Consider the following 17,986-nt stretch of genomic DNA (forward strand, 5'->3'; position numbering starts at 1 on the left):
GCGGCTTCAAGTATGAAAAGTATAAAAGAGTTTAATATTATGTTGTTAATAGATTCTCACTGCCATCTTGATAGCCTTGATTACCAGACGTTGCACAGCAGTGTCGATGATGTATTAGCCAAAGCGAAAGCGCGGGATGTGGGTTTTGTTCTGGCCGTAGCCACCACGTTACCGGGTTTTTCGGCCATGACCTCCCTTATCGGAGAGAGAGAAAACGTCGCGTTTTCATGTGGTGTTCACCCCCTGAATCTGGATGGTGGCTATGATTTTGAGCAGTTGGCAAAGCTTGCGGCGGCAGATAATGTGGTGGCGATGGGGGAGACGGGGCTGGATTACTTCTATCAGCAAGACAATATCCCGCTGCAACAAGCTTCATTCCGTGAACACATTCGTATTGGTCGCAAATTAAATAAACCGGTGATTGTACACACCCGAGATGCGCGTGAAGACACACTTGCTATTTTGCGTGAAGAACAGGCGCAAGAGTGTGGCGGGGTTTTACATTGCTTTACAGAAGATAAAGCCACCGCAGAGACGTTATTGGATCTCGGTTTTTACATCTCATTCTCGGGTATTCTCACTTTCCGCAATGCTGAGCAACTACGTGATGTCGCGCGTTATGTGCCCCTGGACAGGTTGCTTATCGAAACCGACTCACCTTATTTGGCACCGGTTCCGCATCGTGGCAAAGAGAACCAACCTGCTTATGTCCGTGATGTTGCAGAATATATGGCCGTACTGAAGGGCGTTAGTCTTGAGTCCTTGGCGCAAGCCACCACAGAGAACTTCTGCCGGTTATTTCATCAAGACTCCTCACGACTTACCCGTGAACCGCACCAACTTCCTTAATAATACTTTTTTTTAAGCTCGTAATTAATCGCCGAAACGAGTAATGTTCTCACCCGATTTATTGGGTGAGGGCAGCTCTTATTGACGTTTTTTTACAAAAAATGCGCAGTTTGAATCAAAATAGGCGCTTTCTTGAAAGAAACGTGACTGCCATCAAACATTAAGCAGGCTATTTATTTTACTCTTCGTAAAAATTAAAGGGGTGCTTTAGACACCCTGATTCGCAAAGGCTTACTCCCCCCTTTGTAACGCCAATAAACGCGAGAAAAAGCAGAAAAAAGCACTATTACTCAGGAGCTCACTCAACTATGTTTAAGAACGCATTTGCAAACCTGCAAAAGGTAGGTAAATCGCTAATGCTACCGGTATCCGTTTTACCCATCGCAGGTATTCTGCTGGGTGTCGGTTCCGCGAATTTTAGCTGGCTACCAACGGTAGTCTCTCACGTAATGGCAGAAGCGGGCGGTTCCGTTTTTGCTAACATGGCATTGATCTTTGCTATTGGCGTTGCACTCGGCTTTACCAATAACGACGGTGTGTCCGCGTTGGCGGCAGTTGTTGCTTACGGCATCATGGTAAAAACCATGGCGGTGGTAGCACCACTGGTCTTGCATCTGCCGGCAGAAGAAATTGCTGCCAAGCATTTAGCAGATACCGGGGTACTGGGCGGGATTATTGCGGGCGCAATAGCGGCCTACATGTTTAACCGCTTCTACCGTATTCAGTTGCCTGAATATCTGGGCTTCTTTGCGGGCAAACGCTTCGTTCCGATTATCTCTGGTTTCACCGCGATCTTCGTGGGTGTGATTCTGTCCTTCGTGTGGCCACCTATCGGCACGGCGATCCAGACATTCTCTCAGTGGGCGGCTTACCAGAACTCAGTTGTTGCCTTTGGTATCTACGGCGTTGTTGAACGTGCGCTGGTTCCATTCGGTCTGCACCATATCTGGAACGTACCATTCCAAATGCAAATTGGTGAATACACCAACGCAGCGGGTCAGGTATTCCACGGTGATATCCCTCGTTATATGGCGGGTGACCCAACTGCGGGCAAACTGTCTGGTGGATTCCTGTTTAAAATGTACGGCTTACCAGCGGCTGCAATTGCCATCTGGCATTCCGCTAAACCGGAAAACCGGGCGAAAGTGGGCGGGATCATGATCTCCGCAGCATTGACCTCATTCCTGACGGGTATTACCGAGCCAATCGAATTCTCCTTCATGTTCGTGGCGCCAATCTTGTATGTTATCCATGCAATTCTGGCAGGCCTGGCCTTCCCAATCTGTATCCTGCTTGGGATGCGTGACGGTACCAGCTTCTCCCACGGCCTGATTGACTTCGTGGTATTGAGTGGTAATAGCAGCCGTATCTGGTTGTTCCCTCTGGTGGGTATTTGCTACGGTCTGGTGTACTACACCATCTTCCGTGTGCTGATTGCCAAACTGGATCTGAAAACACCAGGTCGTGAAGACAACTCTACTGAACAAACTGTACAGGGCGGCACAGAAATGTCTGCGGCACTGGTCGCAGCGTTTGGTGGTAAAGAAAATATCACTAACTTGGATGCTTGTATCACCCGTCTGCGTGTCAGCGTAGCGGATATCTCCAAGGTTGACCAAGCCGGTCTGAAGAAACTGGGTGCTGCTGGCGTAGTGGTCGCAGGCTCAGGTGTTCAGGCTATCTTCGGGACAAAATCTGATAACCTGAAAACTGATATGGACGAGTATATCCGTAACCATTAATTCAGGTCAGGGGAGTGCAAAAGGGAGGCGAAAGCCTCCCTTTTTTTGTGTTTTTTACATTGATTTTATTAGATTATTTATTTTGAATGAGTTCTGATTTATTCACCATTATTCTGGTTCTAGCCAGGTTGTTTGAAAATCAAACCAACCCAGATTATTTAGGTGCGCACCTTGGGCATGCTCAGGGGCTTTTAGGCGCATCCAGTGGTGGAATAAAGGTTGTAACCAACCCCCGGCTATCACTTCTCTGATTAATTGTTCGCTGCCGAGGGTTTGGTTGCGCCAATCATTCAGATAAGTTTGTAAACTCGCTTCGTCACCACCAGTAATAGATTGGCGCAGCAGGGGGGAGCCGAGCACCCATGCGCCAACATTCCACTCTTCAGGTACCGCAAAATTGACTGTTCCCAGCCACAAATCAGCATTGGCCTCACCGCTGGCCCAGGTGGCGTAGTCCAGTTCTGTCACTTCCAACTTGATCCCCTGTTCCTCCAGAATGTGAGCCATTTCAGTCACTAACATCAGGTATTCAGGGTGCTGGGCATGATAGGCCAGAGTTAATATTGGCATCTCCGTAGATTCTGACGTGGTATTGGGGGGAAAAGGAGAGAATTTCTCCCCTGAATCAATCCCATGAAACCATGTGGGTAATACACTGCTGGCGGGAACCCAAAAAGGGCGTATCGGTTCAATTAGGCGTTGGATAAGGTGATAAGGATTGAGTGTCTGGCGGAGCCAGCGGCGCTGTTTAATGCTGTGCCAATGGGGGGAGCGGCTATCGCAGAGTAAAAAGTATCCGCCGCGCTCCAGAAACATCTCTTGTGTTGAGTCTGACGGTTTACCTGTGAGACTGGCCGCAGAGCCAGATACATAGTCAATATCACTAATGCTGGAGCTTAGCCAGGTCGCACTTTGGATATTTGCCATAGTTAATTGCTCAGATAACACCACCGGGCCATTTGCATGTAGGCGCTCTTGTTGGCGCGCTAAATCAGGGAATATAAGAACTTCGACTTCATCCAGCAGACCACGAAAGCCAAAATAGTGGTCAAAGGATTTCATCTGCAAATGCCAATTATCATTTTCAGCAACCCGGTAAGGGCCAGTGCCCACGGGGTGAGAGGCGAAATCTGGCTGTGCTGCGTGATCTTCTGGCAAAATCAGTGCGCTGTGATGTGCCAGTAGCTGGGGAAGACGAGGATCCGGCTGATTAAGTTCGATGACCAGACTTAATGGCCCGTGTTGGCTGACTTTTTGAATATGTGAGAACAGGGGTAAGGCCGCGCAGCGAGTTAACGAACTGACTACATCACGGCTGGAAAGCTCTCGACCATCATGAAATTGCACTGCCGGGCGTAAATAAAAACGCCAGTGTAATGGGTCTAGCATTCGCCATTTATGGGCTAAATCAGTTGCGGCCTCACCGCTTTCCTCGTTTATCCGTGTCAGACCATTAAAAATTTGCCTGACTAAGTGCAGTTCCGAGCGGCGTAATGGGGTGCCGGGATAAAGGTTTGGCATGGTGCGGTAGTAAGGAATGCGCAGGGCCTGATAGTCATCACGTACCCGATACCCTAACTTAGCGCGCAGCAAAGGGGTTATAAGCTGTTTGTCTTCGCCGAGTAATGCAATCGCCTCATTAAAATCACCGGAATCCAATAACTGTTCCGCTTTTTCAATTAAAAGCTGATGAGTGTTCCGCAATAGTTGTAAATGTGATCGGCGGCCACGACCAGCCTCTGCCTGCCACATTAGCCAGCCGGCGTGTTGCATCTGAACCAGTAATGTCCGCATATGGCGCTTGGTACAGCTGAGTTTGTCAGCTAATTCTTGCAGTGTAATATCAACTGGCTGAATCCCAACCCTGTTGAGTAATCGCAAATATTGCTGTTCAAGGCGTCGACTGGTCATAAAAGAGGAACCTAGTTAATGAAAATTCAGCAGTTTTTTATATCATCTTTTTAGCCGATAATTTTCAGCACAGCAAGCGTTTGTGTCCTCAGCATTTTTTTGCAAAAGAGGGCCGTAGACTGCGCGCAATGATTATTTGAGGTGAGAAGATGACCCGCTACTTGAACAAAGACACCAAAGTTTGTATTTCACTGGCAGCCAGACCCAGCAACTTTGGTACCCGTTTTCATAATTTTTTGTATGACGCCCTCGACCTTGATTACCTGTATAAGGCTTTTACCACTACTGACCTGGCGGCGGCGATTGGTGGTGTGCGGGCGCTGGGGTTCCGTGGTTGTGCGATTTCAATGCCTTTTAAAGAGGCCGTTATTCCGATGGTTAATGAGCTGGATGCATCTGCCGCAGCAATTAATTCAGTTAATACCTTGGTGAATACTGATGGTTATTTGAAGGCGTATAACACCGACTATATCGCCATTACGAAATTGCTACAGCGCTATCAGGTTCCCGCAGAGAAAGTATTTGCACTGCGTGGCAGTGGTGGAATGGCGAAGGCCGTGGCTTTTGCACTAAAAAATGCCGGTTTTAAGCAAGGTTTTATTATCGCAACTAATGAAAAGACCGGGCAGCAATTAGCGCAGCAATCTGGCTATGTCTATCAGCCAGATATGCAGGGGATCCACGCCGACATGTTAATCAATGCTACTCCTGTGGGGATGTCAGGTGGCCAAGATGCTGACAAAATGGCGTTTACCGAAGCTGAGGTTGACCGTGCCGAGGTCGTTTTTGATGTGGTGGCACTGCCCGCTATGACCCCGCTGATAAGCTATGGAAAAGCGCAGGGAAAAACAGTTATTACCGGTGCTGAAGTCTTTGCTATTCAGGCGGTTGAGCAATTTGTGCTATATACAGGTATTCGCCCTGATCAGGTTTTGTTTGAAAAAGCAGCAGCTTATGCCCGTGGTTAATGATTGAGGTTGAAATCAATAGAAATTGTCGCTCATACTACGCATTCATCATTTTTATCCTTTTCAAGGAAATGCGTAATGGCCGAAGAAACGATTTTCAGCAAAATTATCCGCCGTGAAATCCCTGCCGACGTGGTCTACCAGGATGAACTGGTGACCGCGTTTCGTGATATTGCCCCGCAGGCACCCACTCATATTTTAATCATTCCAAATATTCTTATCCCAACTGTGAATGATGTCACAGCAGAACACGAAGCAACATTGGGTCGAATGATCACCGTGGCTGCTAAACTTGCAGAGCAGGAAGGTATTGCTGAAGATGGCTATCGTCTGATTATCAACTGCAATCGTCATGCAGGGCAGGTGGTTTACCATATCCATATGCATTTGGTCGGTGGCCGTGATCTGGGTTCCTTGTTATCTCATAAATAACGACATTTAACTGAGGTAAGCCTATGCGCCGCACGAAGGCGTTTTTATTACCGGTGATTGCGTTCGCAAGTATGGCGACATTGCTGGGGTGCAGCAGCCCGAAAGGGATTGCGGTAAATAAGCAGCAAACCGTGGTAATGGATTCGTCAGTGCTGACGGCAGGTATTTTGGCCTCTCAACCTGCAATTTCGACATCTGCTGGCAATAATGTGGCGCGCTCAATTATTACCAATAGTCAGAATAAGCCGATAAAAATAAACTACCGCTTTTATTGGTATGATGTGCAGGGCCTGGAGGTACCGCCACTGGAAGCGCCCCGGTTTATCGTCATTGCGCCAGACGAAGATGTTGAAATTCAATCAGTTAATAATAATTTTAATGCGCAAAGTGCGCGCCTTCACTTATTTTTATAATCGCGCTATTGGAGTGGGACAATGAAAAGGTATTTATCTTTGGCTCTGGCGGCCCTTGTGCTGACAGGTTGTATGACTCGCCCGCCTGTTGAACCAACGACTACGCCGCCAGTCACCATTGAACCGGTAACACCACCTGTTATTGAGACTCCACCGCCGGTAGACAATGTTCCGCCACCGCCCAAAATGCAGCAATCAATTGATTGGGCCGCCAGTGTAGAGCCTTTGGTGGCACAAATGGTGGGCAATAACGATGTGGCGAACGGCAGCATACTATTGCTTGATAGTGTCAAAAATAACACTAATGGTGCGTTGCAAACGGCGAAAGCGACGTCCGCATTACATCAAGTGCTGTCATCAAATAAAAAGTTTGTTTTAATCTCACCGCAGCAATTGGCCGTTGCCAAGCAAACATTGGGGTTGTCGGAAGAAGATAGCCTCGGCTCACGCAGCAAAGCCATTGGTTTGGCTCGCTATGTCAGTGCCCAATATGTGCTGTACAGCGATATCAGCGGTGATGTGAAGTCACCTACCCTAGAGATGCAACTGATGCAGGCGCAAACTGGCGAAATCATCTGGTCAGGTAATGGCCCAGTCAAACGCTGATTCTTCCTTGCATGCGCTGATCGAAAGCATAAGACCGGCGGTGAAAATCGCCGATTGCCATATTAGCCCAGTGTCCGGGCTGACGGGTGAAAGTTGGCGTATTACTCTCGCGTCAAACACGGGCCAGAGTATTGATTGGCTGGCGCGTGAGCAATCGATACAGAAAACCCAGTTGGGCGTCGATCGGCGGCGGGAACGTAAACTGCTGCGGCATGTCGCAGGCCGCCATTTGGCACCGACTATTATTGCGGCCAATCAGCACTGGCTGGTGGTTAATTGGCTGGAAGGTGACGTTGTCACTGACGAGCAATTCATTGAATTATCAGGCAGTGGTCAGTTGGCACAGCTACTGGCCCGCGTGCATCACCTCCCCGCCAGTGGTTACCGTCTGGATTTACGCGCTCAGCTCATCCGCTATGCCAGGCAGATTGATCCCAAACGCCGCTCACCAAGTTGGCTGCGATTGCATCAAGATTTTCTACGTCGGCCGCAACCGCAGCCGGTGAAGCTGGCTCCTCTGCATATGGATATTCACTCCGGCAATCTCTTGGCGACCTCGACCGGGCTGAAATTGATTGATTGGGAATATGCAGCCGATGGTGATATTGCACTCGATATTGCCGCTTTATTTTGCAGTCATAAAGGGTTGCGTGGCGATAGTGAGTCAGTGGCCCAGCAACAGGCTTTTTTACACCATTATTGTCATAATGAGCAAGGTTACCACGATATTGACCGGTTATCTCGCCAGATACAGCAGTGGTTGCCGTGGATTGATTACCTCATGCTGATGTGGTTCGAGGTCCGCTGGCAGCAGACCGGCGACAGTGAGTTTTTGCAATGGGCAGCCCCGCTGCGCCAGCGTTTTAATTTGTCATTTTGATTTTATTGAAAGAGAGGTTGTCGTGGGGCCAGTGATGTTAGATGTTGCCAGCTATGAGTTGGATGCTGAAGAACGCGAGATTTTAAAGCACCCGCTGGTGGGGGGCCTGATTTTATTCAGCCGTAATTTTCATGATGCTGAGCAATTGCGTGAGCTAGTCCGTCAGGTTAGAGCGGCTTCCCGTGAGCGGTTGGTGGTCGCGGTCGACCAAGAAGGGGGCCGTGTACAGCGTTTTCGTGATGGTTTTACTCGCCTGCCTGCGGCTCAGTCTTTTGCGGCAATAAATGATGCCGCCACTGCGGCTCAGTTGGCACAAGACGCGGGCTGGTTAATGGCATCTGAAATGATCTCAATGGATATTGATATCAGCTTTGCACCCGTATTGGATATTGGCCATGTCAGTGCCGCTATTGGTGAGCGTTCATTCCACAGTGACCCGCAGCAGGCACTGAATATGGCCGAATGTTTCATCCGTGGGATGCACAGTGCGGGCATGAAGACCACCGGTAAGCACTTCCCCGGGCACGGTGCGGTGACGGCAGATTCTCATAAAGAGACACCTCGGGATAATCGACCACTGGCAGAAATCCGCACTCATGATATGGTTATATTTCGCGAATTGATCGCGCGGCGGTTATTGGACGCCATTATGCCTGCGCACGTGATTTATACTGAAGCTGATGCGCGTCCGGCGAGTGGTTCGGCTTACTGGCTGCAAAACATATTGCGGCAAGAGTTGGGCTTCGACGGCGTTATTTTCTCTGATGACTTGTCGATGGAAGGTGCGGCTATCATGGGCAGTTACGCCGAGCGCGGGCAAGCCTCTTTGGATGCAGGCTGCGATATGATTCTGGTGTGTAATAACCGTCAGGGCGCGGTAAGTGTGTTAGATAACCTGTCGCCGGTCAATGCAGAGAAATTAACACGCTTGTATCATTCTGGGCCGATTGACCGCCAGACGTTGATGGCATCATCGCGTTGGCAGCAGGCGAATAAGGCATTAACGGCACTCAGCGAACGTTGGGATGCACATAAGAGTCTATTGGGATAGGTTATATGCCCAATAAGCCGCGAGGATAAATATGATAATTTATTTACATGGTTTTGATTCCAACAGCCCCGGTAATCACGAAAAAGTCCTGCAACTGCAATTTATTGATTCGGATGTGCGTTTTATTAGCTACAGCACTTTGCATCCTCGCCATGATATGCAGTACCTACTGAAAGAGGTCGATAAAGCCATTGTGCAGGGCGGCGATGCTAAGTCACTGATTTGCGGTGTGGGATTGGGCGGTTTTTGGGCTGAACGTATTGGTTTCCTGTGTGGGATCCGCCAGGTCGCATTCAATCCTAATCTTTATCCGCAGAACAATATGAGCGGCAAAATTGATCGCCCGGAAGAGTATGTTGATATCGCCAGTAAGTGTATCAATGACTTCCGCGAGAAAAATCGTGATCGCTGCTTGGTGGTGTTGTCGCGTAATGATGAAATTCTTGATAGCAAGCTGACTGCGGGTGATTTGCATCCTTACTATGAAATTGTTTGGGATGAGAAGCAAAGCCACAAATTTAAAGATTTGTCACCTCATCTTCAGCGGATCAAAGCATTCAAAACGTTGGGATGATAATAGCTATGCCCTGTGATTATCCGGTTTTTTGTTAAAAACTGGTTAATTGTAAGGCCCATTATTATCCGCAATCTGGCTTGAAAAAAGGGCATTAGTCGCTTTTTTCAGGCCATTTTTATGAGCAAAAACGTCAGAATTACGCTTTAACTCTCATCAAATAAAAAATTTATAAACTGTGACAAAACGCTAACTATTTGAATCTTATTCCAGAAAAAATTCCTCCGCTGGCACTTTAATCAAAAAAAGTTGATATATATCAATTTTGGTATGACCAAATAACCCTGCATGATATTCTGACTATAGTTTATTGAATTAGCATCAGCGAACCCTATGTTATCTAAGGATATTATTCATTTACCCTTAGCTAACAATTGGTTCACATTTAGGGGGTCATTTTGACAACGCCGAAGAAAAAAATCGTTATTATTGGTGGTGGTGCTGGGGGGCTGGAGCTGGCAACCAGTCTGGGCCATAAACTGGGTCGTAGCAAAAAAGCTGAGATTGTTTTGGTTGACCGTAACCACAGCCACCTGTGGAAACCATTGTTACATGAAGTCGCTACCGGCTCTTTGGATGATGGTGTTGATGCTTTGAGCTATCTGGCTCATGCCCGCAACCATCATTTTAATTTCCAGTTGGGTTCTTTAACAGACATTAACCGTGAAACCAAAACTCTGAGCCTGGCTGAGATTTGCGACGAGCATGGTGATGTGTTGGTGACTCAACGCGAATTAACCTATGACATTTTAGTGGTTGCTCTGGGTAGTACGTCGAATGACTTTGGCACGCCGGGTGTGAAAGAAAACTGTATCTTCCTCGATAATCCCCATCAGGCACACCGTTTCCATAATGAAATGCTTAACCTGTTCCTGAAGTATTCAGCGCAACCGGGTGAGAAGGGCAAAGTTAACATCGCGATTGTTGGTGGGGGAGCCACCGGTGTTGAGCTGTCTGCCGAACTGCACAATGCCGTGAAACAACTGCACAGCTACGGTTTTGAGGGCTTAGACAATCAGGCACTGAATGTCACGTTGGTTGAAGCGGGTGAGCGTATTTTGCCGGCATTACCTCCGCGTATTTCGGCCGCGGCTCATCAGGAACTGATCAAACTGGGTGTTCGTGTATTGACCAAAACTATGGTGACCAGCGCTGATGAAAAGGGCCTGAATACCAAAGATGGCGAGTTCATTAATGCTGATTTGATGGTATGGGCGGCGGGTATTAAAGCACCGGACTTTATGAAAGATATTGCCGGGCTGGAAACCAACCGAATCAATCAGTTAGTGGTGGAGCCGACACTGCAAACCACTCGTGATCTGAATATTTTTGCTATTGGTGACTGTGCTTCTTGCCCACAGCCAAGTGGCGGTTTCGTCCCGCCGCGCGCGCAATCAGCCCATCAGATGGCCAGCCGCTGCTACAGCAACATTCTGGCACTGCTCAATGATCAGCCGTTGAAGCCATACATTTATAAAGACCATGGTTCTCTGGTGTCACTGTCTAAATTTAGCACTGTCGGTAGCCTGATGGGTAACTTGATGCGCGGTTCTATGATGGTGGAAGGGCGTGTTGCTCGTGTTGTTTATATCTCACTGTATCGTATGCATCAGGTCGCATTGCATGGTTATACCAAAACAGGTCTGATGATGCTGGTGGGTGGGATTAACCGGGTTATTCGCCCGCGTCTTAAATTGCACTAATTTTCTTTCATGCTTGAGGCTCACCCTGCGAGCTGGCATAAATGTTGTTCAAATGGGTTCCCGACTGATTTGTTTCTCGCTTGCTGCAACGCCAATGATTTTGGCGAATGTTTAGAGCTTTAAACTTACCGCTGCCAGTTAATTATGGCAGCGGATTCAGACTGTTGATAAAGTCAAATGAAGGGGAAACCAGCTTTGGGGGCGGTCAACACGCCCTCACTGAGTGACAAGTTGTGTTGTTATCAACCGCAAAGTTGCGCACGTTTTGCTAAAGCCATTCGCACGTAATGTTAAATTTTCAGCATAAAATTCTGCAACAACAAATCACCGCAGTCAGATTCTTCCTAAACACATTCATTCACACCTATTATCTGGGTGTTTCGTCCATTTGTCTTATTGCTAGGTTAAAGCACATTGTGCAGACTTCTGCGTAGAAACACACGGCGAGTCACGCACGCCGTAATCCGGTAAAAATGCCGGATGCTGTCAGACCTTCGTTTCAATTGGAAGCTCTGGGGCAGAAGATGCGTGGTAACTCTTTCAGGAGGATTTCCTGTGAACAAATCAATGTTAGCAGGTGTGGGTATCGGTATTGCGGCTGCTCTGGGAATTGCCGCTGTCGCGAGTATGAATGTCTTCTCCGGCGCACCGCAATATGCACAAGTTATTGCTGCGACACCGATTAAAGAGACGATTAAAACGCCTCGTCAGGAATGTCGTAATGTGACCGTGACTCACCGCAAACCGGTGCAGGATGAGAATCAAATCGCGGGTTCAGTATTGGGTGCTGTTGCTGGTGGGGTTCTGGGCCATCAGGTTGGCGGCGGCCGGGGTAAAGATATCGCGACCGTTGCCGGTGCGCTGGCCGGTGGATATGCAGGTAATCGTGTCCAAAGTAATATGCAGGACAGTGATACCTATACAACCACTCAACAACGTTGCCAAACTGTTTACGATAAGTCACAGAAAATGTTGGGATATGACGTAACCTACAAAATTGGCGATCAGCAGGGAAAAATTCGCATGGATCGTGATCCAGGTACGCAGATTCCAATCGATAAAAATGGTCAACTGATACTGAACAACCGAGCATAATACAAAATCTGTTGTCCAAGACCTTGTATCAAAAGCCCGCGGTGTAGTGTTAATTCTGATCGTTTAACGTGTTTTATACCCAGTAAGACGAGTATAAAAGTTAAGCGAGTGGCATTAACATTAACGCGGGTTTCTTCTCTCTGAAACCCACGTTAACGGTTTGATTAAGCCGTACAATGCTGAGCAAATGCGGCCAGTAGCTCACTGATGAACTTCAACCGCTGTGCCCGATCACTCAGATCTTGTATGAATTTCAGTTTGGTTGGCCCTTCCAATCGGTATATTTGCGGCTGACGCTGCAACAAGCCAATCAGGTAAACCGGGTCAACTTTGTTCTTCTCGCCAAACTCGATAAAGCCGCCGCGCTCATTACCTTCAATACGCTTGATACCCAACTTCCGGGCCTGTTGGCGCAATTCAGCCGTATGTAACAGATAACGGGCCGCATCCGGCAGTTTACCGAAGCGATCGATGAGTTCGACTTTCAATTCATCGAGCTCAGCTTCATTGCTGGCACTGGCGATACGCTTATAGAACGAAAGCCGGACATTCACGTCTGGAATAAAATCTTCGGGTAGCAGTACCGGCATACGCATTTCAATTTCGGTCTGATTGCTGGTCAAATCTTCCAGTGATGGCTCTCTGCCTTCTTTCAGTGCATCTACTGCGCTTTCCAGTAACTCCATATACAAAGAGAAACCGATGGTGGTCATCTGACCGCTTTGGTCTTCGCCTAATAGCTCGCCAGCACCACGGATTTCAAGGTCATGAGTTGCCAGGGCAAAACCAGCACCGAGATCTTCCAGCGACGCGATGGCCTCCAGCCGTTTTTTGGCATCGGTAGTCATGGCTTTCGGATTAGGCGTAAGCAAGTAAGCATAGGCCTGATGATGGGAGCGCCCGACTCGGCCGCGCAATTGGTGTAGCTGGGCCAAACCAAAGTGATCGGCGCGTTCGATGATAATGGTATTGGCGCTCGGAATATCAATGCCGGTTTCTATAATGGTGGTGCAGACCAAAACGTTAAAACGCTGATGATGGAAATCATTCATCACCCGCTCCAGATCCCGCTCACGCATTTGCCCGTGGCCGATGGCAATTCGCGCTTCCGGCACCAACTCAGCCAGTCGCTGGGTTGCTTTTTCAATATTTTCCACGTCGTTATACAGGTAATAAACCTGCCCGCCACGGAGAATTTCGCGCAGAATGGCTTCGCGCACCACCAGGCTGTCGTACTCGCGCACAAAGGTCTTCACCGCAAGGCGGCGCGCGGGCGGGGTGGCAATAATCGACAAGTCGCGCATGCCGCTCATGGCCATATTTAGAGTACGCGGAATCGGGGTCGCGGTGAGTGTCAGAATATCGACATCTGCACGCATCGCTTTGATTCGCTCTTTATGGCGCACACCAAAGCGATGTTCTTCATCGACAATCAACAGACCAAGATCTTGCCAGCGCAGGTCACTTTGCAGCAATTTGTGGGTGCCAATAATAATGTCGACTTTCCCTTCTGCCGCTTGCTCCAAAATAACTTGCTGCTCTTTGGCACTGCGGAAACGGGACATCATTTCAATACGCACCGGCCAAGTGGCAAAGCGGTCGCGGAAGTTGTCAAAATGCTGTTGGGCGAGCAGGGTGGTCGGCACCAATACCGCAACCTGCTTATTATTCGCAACCGCTAGGAATGCTGCCCGCATTGCCACTTCGGTTTTACCGAAACCTACGTCGCCGCACACCAGACGGTCCATGGCCAGCGGTCGGCACATGTCACTGAGCACAGCATTGATAGCCTGTTCCTGATCCGGCGTAGTTTCGAATGGGAAACTTTGGCAGAACAACTGATATTGCTCTCTATCGAACTTGAATTTAAAACCAGATTTGGCAGCGCGTTGTGCATAGATATCCAGTAGCTCAGCGGCCACATCACGTACTTTTTCGGCGGCTTTCTGCCGCGCGCGGCTCCAGGCTTCACCCCCCAACTTATGCAGCGGCGCATTTTCATCCGCACCGCCGGAATAGCGGCTGATCAGGTGCAATGAGGAGACCGGCACATACAGTTTGTCTTCCCCGGCATAGGTCAATATCAGGTATTCAGCTTTAATTCCGCCGGCTTCTAGCGTAGTTAGGCCCAGATAGCGGCCGACACCATGTTCCAAATGAACCACGGGTTGACCGGGGCGCAGTTCTGCCAAATTACGGATCAGAGTATCGGTGTTGATGGTGCGGCGATTATCTTGCCGGCGGCGGCTAACGCGCTCGCCCAGCAAGTCACTTTCGCAAATCAGCGCTAATTGCTTATTCGTATCAAGGAAGCCGCGCTCAGAGGCGCCAATCATCAGATAATGACCGGGCGTCATGGCCTGAGATAGTTGGGTTATCAGTGTTGGACTGATTTTTATCCGTGCCAGCAAGTCCTGTAGGGTTTCGCGTCGGCCCTCACTTTCCACAGAGAACACGATACTGCCGCTAAATGACTCAATAAAGCGCCGCAAATTATCCAAGGGCGCTTTTTGCTGGGCCTGAACGGCCAAATCAGGTAGCGCCTGATAATGTAAGTTGGTATTGGCTGTTTTGGCGGGCAATTCATCCGTCTTGAACTGAACCCGTGGCCACTCTTTTAGCTCACTAAATAGCGAGTCGACCCGTAACCATAAAGTCTCAGGGGCCAGCAATGGGCGCATTGGGTCAATGCGACGGCTTTCAAAACGCTGATTAACATCCTGCCAAAAGCGCTCTGCGGAGCTCTCCAGTGAGCCGGTATTAATCAATAAGGTATTTTCAGGCAAGTAGCTAAAAAGTGTGGGCAATGGTTGGCTGAAAAACAGCGGTTGCCAGTATTCAATACCGGCAGGCCAGATACCTTTGCTCACTTGCTGATAAATGTGTTCAGCATCGCGGCGCACTTCAAACTGTTCACGCCATTGGCTGCGGAATAATTCAATGGCGGTTTTATCAATCGGGAATTCATGGGCCGGGAGTAAGTTGATTTGTTCAACTTCTAATAATGTGCGCTGCGAATCCACATCAAACACGCGCAAGCTATCAATATCATCATCAAAAAAATCAATGCGATATGGCTCTTCACTGCCCATCGGGTACAGATCAAGCAAAGCCCCACGGGTAGCAAACTCACCGTGTTCCATGACCTGATCGACACTGCGATATCCCGCTTGTTCGAGCTGAGCGCGCAATTTATCTCGTGACAGGTGCTGGCCTTTTTTCATCACCAGCGCATGCCCATGCAGGAACTCATGCGGGCAAACCCGTTGCATCAAGGTATTAATCGGGAGAATAATAACACCGCGTTCCATTGTCGGAAGCTGATACAAACAAGAAAGGCGGGCTGAAATAATATCCTGATGAGGTGAAAAACTGTCGTACGGCAGAGTTTCCCAGTCGGAGAGGGTGTTCACCGGGCGGGAAGAAAACTGCTGAATCTCATCACGTAGGCGCAGTGCCGTTTGCATATCAGGGGTAATTAACATTACCGGGCCATCATGGCGCTCAATGATTTCTGCACACTCGACAGCGCAAGCCGAGCCAGTCAACTGGCCTAACTGGCGGGTATCGCCAGGTCGCGTTGGCAATGAATAACGATGTTGTTGGGACATAAGCAGTTAAACAGTCTCTTGGTATAGGGTTGGCCCGTGTTTTGTTTCAACAGGACAGTTTCAGCACAACAGACGACAAATTATCTCGGCGGCTATCCTAGCACGTGGAAAGGCATAGCCACAGATTGGCGCTCTGATTTGGAATAAAAGCCGGAGATATAGGCGGTTAATGGTTCCATAAAGCGGTAGTACCCTTTATTATCCTCGATCACTTTGCTTTAGCAACAGGATCTAAACAGATTTCATGTATCAACCTGTCGCATTATTTATTGGCCTGCGTTATATGCGCGGCCGTGCATCTGACCGTTTTGGTCGGTTCGTTTCATGGCTTTCTACCATAGGCATCACACTGGGAGTGATGGCGTTGATCACGGTGCTATCTGTGATGAATGGTTTTGAGCGTGATTTGCAGAATAACATTTTGGGGCTGATGCCGCAGGCGCTGATTACCACGCCGCAAGGTTCTCTTGACCCGAACAAGACGCCTGCATCATCACTGAAATCACTTAATGGTGTTACTGATATCGTGCCGTTGACCACCGCTGATGTGGTGTTACAAAGCGCGCGCAATCTGGCCGCCGGTGTGATGCTGGGTGTTAACCCTGATCAGCATGAACCGCTGACGGATTATTTGGTTAATGTGCACCTGAAAGATCTACAGCCGGGTAGCTACAATATGATCCTCGGGGAGAAATTAGCCGGTCAGTTGGGTGTTAAGCGGGGTGAAACCCTGCGTTTAATGGTGCCGAGTGCCAGCCAATTCACTCCAATGGGGCGTATTCCCAGCCAGCGCCTGTTTAATATCATTGGCACATTTGCCGCAGACAGTGAAGTAGATGGCTACCAAATGCTGGTAAATCAGCAGGATGCGTCGCGCCTGATGCGCTATCCTGCGGGTAACATTACCGGCTGGCGTTTATTCCTCTCACAACCATTGGCGGTTGATAGCCTGAGCCAGCAAGCCCTACCAGAAGGCACGGTATGGAAAGATTGGCGTGACCGTAAAGGCGAACTCTTCCAGGCGGTGCGGATGGAAAAAAATATGATGGGCTTGTTGCTCAGCCTGATTATTGCTGTCGCAGCCTTTAATATCATTACTTCGCTCGGCCTGTTAGTGATGGAAAAACAGGGCGAAGTGGCGATTTTGCAAACCCAAGGGCTAAGCCGCCGCCAAATTATGTTGGTGTTTATGGTGCAAGGCGCAACCGCCGGGGTCATTGGCGCATTACTTGGCGCGGGGCTGGGCATTTTGCTCGCCAGCCAATTGAACACCATCATCCCCGTGCTCGGTTTACTGATTGATGGCGCGACCTTGCCAGTGGAGATTAATCCGGTTCAGGTGACCGTGATTGCCCTATTGGCGATGGTGATTGCTTTGCTCTCTACGCTTTACCCTTCCTGGCGCGCTGCCGCCGCACAACCTGCCGAGGCTTTACGCTATGAGTAATCATCCTTTATTACAGTGTTTAAACCTGTGCAAACGCTATCAGGAAGGCCAACTGCATACCGACGTATTGCGCAATGTGTCGTTTACTATTGAAGCCGGTGAACTGATGGCCATTGTCGGCAGTTCTGGTTCGGGTAAAAGCACCTTATTGCACTTGTTGGGCGGTCTGGATTCACCGACTTCCGGCGAGGTGATTTATCAAGGGCGCTCATTGAATCAATTGTCTTCCACGGCTAAAGCTGAATTACGCAACCGCGAATTAGGTTTCATTTATCAATTTCACCATTTGCTGCCCGATTTTACCGCATTGGAAAATGTGGCAATGCCACTGTTGATTGGCGGCGCTAAACCGAGTGAAGCACAGGATAAAGCCCGGGCTATGTTAGTTGCTGTGGGGCTGGAAAAGCGCAGTAAGCATCGCCCGTCCGAATTATCTGGTGGTGAACGCCAGCGAGTGGCGATTGCGCGTTCGCTAGTCAATAACCCGTCGCTGGTATTGGCTGATGAGCCGACAGGTAACCTTGACCAGCGCAACGCCGATAGCATTTTCAATTTGTTAGGTGAATTGAATGTTCGTCAGGGGACGGCTTTTTTAGTGGTCACCCACGATTTACAATTGGCGAAACGCATGAGTCGCCAGTTAGAAATGCGTGATGGTCAGCTACAACAGCATTTGACATTGGTGGGGGCAGAATAGTGGCAAT

Annotated in this window: 15 protein-coding genes; 13 read left to right on the forward strand and 2 right to left on the reverse strand. The window is 48.9% G+C overall.

Features of this window, described 5'->3' with window-relative positions; genetic code table 11:
- Window positions 1-39: 39 nt before the first annotated feature.
- Both F0T03_RS08945 and ptsG read left to right on the forward strand, forming a co-directional pair.
- Window positions 40-849, forward strand: coding sequence for a metal-dependent hydrolase (locus F0T03_RS08945; protein ID WP_145557208.1), 810 nt, complete (start codon window positions 40-42; stop codon window positions 847-849).
- Between the two features lie 308 nt (window positions 850-1,157).
- On the forward strand, window positions 1,158-2,591 hold the full coding sequence (gene ptsG, locus F0T03_RS08950) for a PTS glucose transporter subunit IIBC (protein WP_145557210.1): 1,434 nt from the start codon (window positions 1,158-1,160) through the stop codon (window positions 2,589-2,591).
- 108 nt (window positions 2,592-2,699) lie between these two features.
- Here the strand turns inward: ptsG and F0T03_RS08955 are convergent, their stop codons facing one another.
- The gene (locus F0T03_RS08955; RefSeq protein WP_159677919.1) at window positions 2,700-4,502 is read right to left on the reverse strand and encodes an SgrR family transcriptional regulator; all 1,803 of its coding nucleotides are present in this window, start codon (window positions 4,500-4,502) and stop codon (window positions 2,700-2,702) included.
- Between the two features lie 149 nt (window positions 4,503-4,651).
- Between F0T03_RS08955 and F0T03_RS08960 the strand changes: the two genes are divergently transcribed.
- The 9 genes from F0T03_RS08960 (at window position 4,652) to F0T03_RS09000 (ending at window position 12,224) form a co-directional block, all read left to right on the forward strand.
- On the forward strand, window positions 4,652-5,470 hold the full coding sequence (locus F0T03_RS08960; protein WP_159677921.1) for a shikimate 5-dehydrogenase: 819 nt from the start codon (window positions 4,652-4,654) through the stop codon (window positions 5,468-5,470).
- 78 nt (window positions 5,471-5,548) lie between these two features.
- Window positions 5,549-5,902, forward strand: a complete 354-nt coding sequence (hinT, locus tag F0T03_RS08965) for a purine nucleoside phosphoramidase (protein ID WP_005273079.1) — start codon at window positions 5,549-5,551, stop codon at window positions 5,900-5,902.
- A gap of 23 nt (window positions 5,903-5,925) precedes the next feature.
- Window positions 5,926-6,315: a YcfL family putative periplasmic lipoprotein gene (locus F0T03_RS08970; RefSeq protein ID WP_159677923.1), complete on the forward strand. Its 390-nt coding sequence runs from the start codon at window positions 5,926-5,928 to the stop codon at window positions 6,313-6,315.
- Between the two features lie 21 nt (window positions 6,316-6,336).
- On the forward strand, window positions 6,337-6,921 hold the full coding sequence (gene lpoB, locus F0T03_RS08975; RefSeq protein WP_159677925.1) for a penicillin-binding protein activator LpoB: 585 nt from the start codon (window positions 6,337-6,339) through the stop codon (window positions 6,919-6,921).
- Window positions 6,902-7,801 carry a thiamine kinase gene (gene thiK, locus F0T03_RS08980; protein WP_159677927.1) on the forward strand — a complete coding sequence of 300 codons (900 nt, stop codon included), beginning with the start codon at window positions 6,902-6,904 and terminating at the stop codon, window positions 7,799-7,801. Before lpoB ends, thiK begins: the two co-directional genes overlap by 20 nt.
- A 22-nt stretch (window positions 7,802-7,823) precedes the next feature.
- Entirely contained in the window at window positions 7,824-8,852 is a 1,029-nt protein-coding gene (nagZ, locus tag F0T03_RS08985; protein ID WP_159677929.1) for a beta-N-acetylhexosaminidase, read from the forward strand.
- Window positions 8,853-8,883: 31 nt separating this feature from the next.
- Window positions 8,884-9,426, forward strand: a complete 543-nt coding sequence (gene ycfP, locus F0T03_RS08990; protein ID WP_145557225.1) for an alpha/beta hydrolase YcfP — start codon at window positions 8,884-8,886, stop codon at window positions 9,424-9,426.
- A gap of 398 nt (window positions 9,427-9,824) precedes the next feature.
- Window positions 9,825-11,129, forward strand: a complete 1,305-nt coding sequence (locus F0T03_RS08995) for an NAD(P)/FAD-dependent oxidoreductase (protein WP_159677931.1) — start codon at window positions 9,825-9,827, stop codon at window positions 11,127-11,129.
- Between the two features lie 555 nt (window positions 11,130-11,684).
- Window positions 11,685-12,224: a glycine zipper 2TM domain-containing protein gene (locus tag F0T03_RS09000; RefSeq protein WP_145557229.1), complete on the forward strand. Its 540-nt coding sequence runs from the start codon at window positions 11,685-11,687 to the stop codon at window positions 12,222-12,224.
- A 164-nt stretch (window positions 12,225-12,388) separates the two neighbouring features.
- On the opposite strand, the gene mfd is transcribed toward F0T03_RS09000, so the two are convergent.
- Window positions 12,389-15,835, reverse strand: coding sequence for a transcription-repair coupling factor (gene mfd / locus F0T03_RS09005; protein ID WP_159677933.1), 3,447 nt, complete (start codon window positions 15,833-15,835; stop codon window positions 12,389-12,391).
- A 244-nt stretch (window positions 15,836-16,079) separates the two neighbouring features.
- Between mfd and lolC the strand changes: the two genes are divergently transcribed.
- Together lolC and lolD are read left to right on the forward strand one after the other, a co-directional pair.
- On the forward strand, window positions 16,080-17,282 hold the full coding sequence (lolC, locus tag F0T03_RS09010) for a lipoprotein-releasing ABC transporter permease subunit LolC (protein ID WP_145557233.1): 1,203 nt from the start codon (window positions 16,080-16,082) through the stop codon (window positions 17,280-17,282).
- Window positions 17,275-17,979: a lipoprotein-releasing ABC transporter ATP-binding protein LolD gene (gene lolD, locus F0T03_RS09015; RefSeq protein ID WP_145557235.1), complete on the forward strand. Its 705-nt coding sequence runs from the start codon at window positions 17,275-17,277 to the stop codon at window positions 17,977-17,979. Before lolC ends, lolD begins: the two co-directional genes overlap by 8 nt.
- Window positions 17,980-17,986: the final 7 nt, after the last annotated feature.

Origin of the sequence: Yersinia canariae, assembly GCF_009831415.1 — a bacterium.
Taxonomy (GTDB): domain Bacteria; phylum Pseudomonadota; class Gammaproteobacteria; order Enterobacterales; family Enterobacteriaceae; genus Yersinia; species Yersinia canariae.

Coding starts and splice junctions, on each gene's coding strand:
- F0T03_RS08945 (WP_145557208.1), top strand. CDS start 40: ATGTTGTTAATAGATTCTCACTGCCATCTTGATAGCCTTGATTACCAG.
- ptsG (WP_145557210.1), top strand. CDS start 1,158: ATGTTTAAGAACGCATTTGCAAACCTGCAAAAGGTAGGTAAATCGCTA.
- F0T03_RS08955 (WP_159677919.1), bottom strand. CDS start 4,502: ATGACCAGTCGACGCCTTGAACAGCAATATTTGCGATTACTCAACAGG.
- F0T03_RS08960 (WP_159677921.1), top strand. CDS start 4,652: ATGACCCGCTACTTGAACAAAGACACCAAAGTTTGTATTTCACTGGCA.
- hinT (WP_005273079.1), top strand. CDS start 5,549: ATGGCCGAAGAAACGATTTTCAGCAAAATTATCCGCCGTGAAATCCCT.
- F0T03_RS08970 (WP_159677923.1), top strand. CDS start 5,926: ATGCGCCGCACGAAGGCGTTTTTATTACCGGTGATTGCGTTCGCAAGT.
- lpoB (WP_159677925.1), top strand. CDS start 6,337: ATGAAAAGGTATTTATCTTTGGCTCTGGCGGCCCTTGTGCTGACAGGT.
- thiK (WP_159677927.1), top strand. CDS start 6,902: ATGGCCCAGTCAAACGCTGATTCTTCCTTGCATGCGCTGATCGAAAGC.
- ycfP (WP_145557225.1), top strand. CDS start 8,884: ATGATAATTTATTTACATGGTTTTGATTCCAACAGCCCCGGTAATCAC.
- mfd (WP_159677933.1), bottom strand. CDS start 15,835: ATGTCCCAACAACATCGTTATTCATTGCCAACGCGACCTGGCGATACC.
- lolC (WP_145557233.1), top strand. CDS start 16,080: ATGTATCAACCTGTCGCATTATTTATTGGCCTGCGTTATATGCGCGGC.
- lolD (WP_145557235.1), top strand. CDS start 17,275: ATGAGTAATCATCCTTTATTACAGTGTTTAAACCTGTGCAAACGCTAT.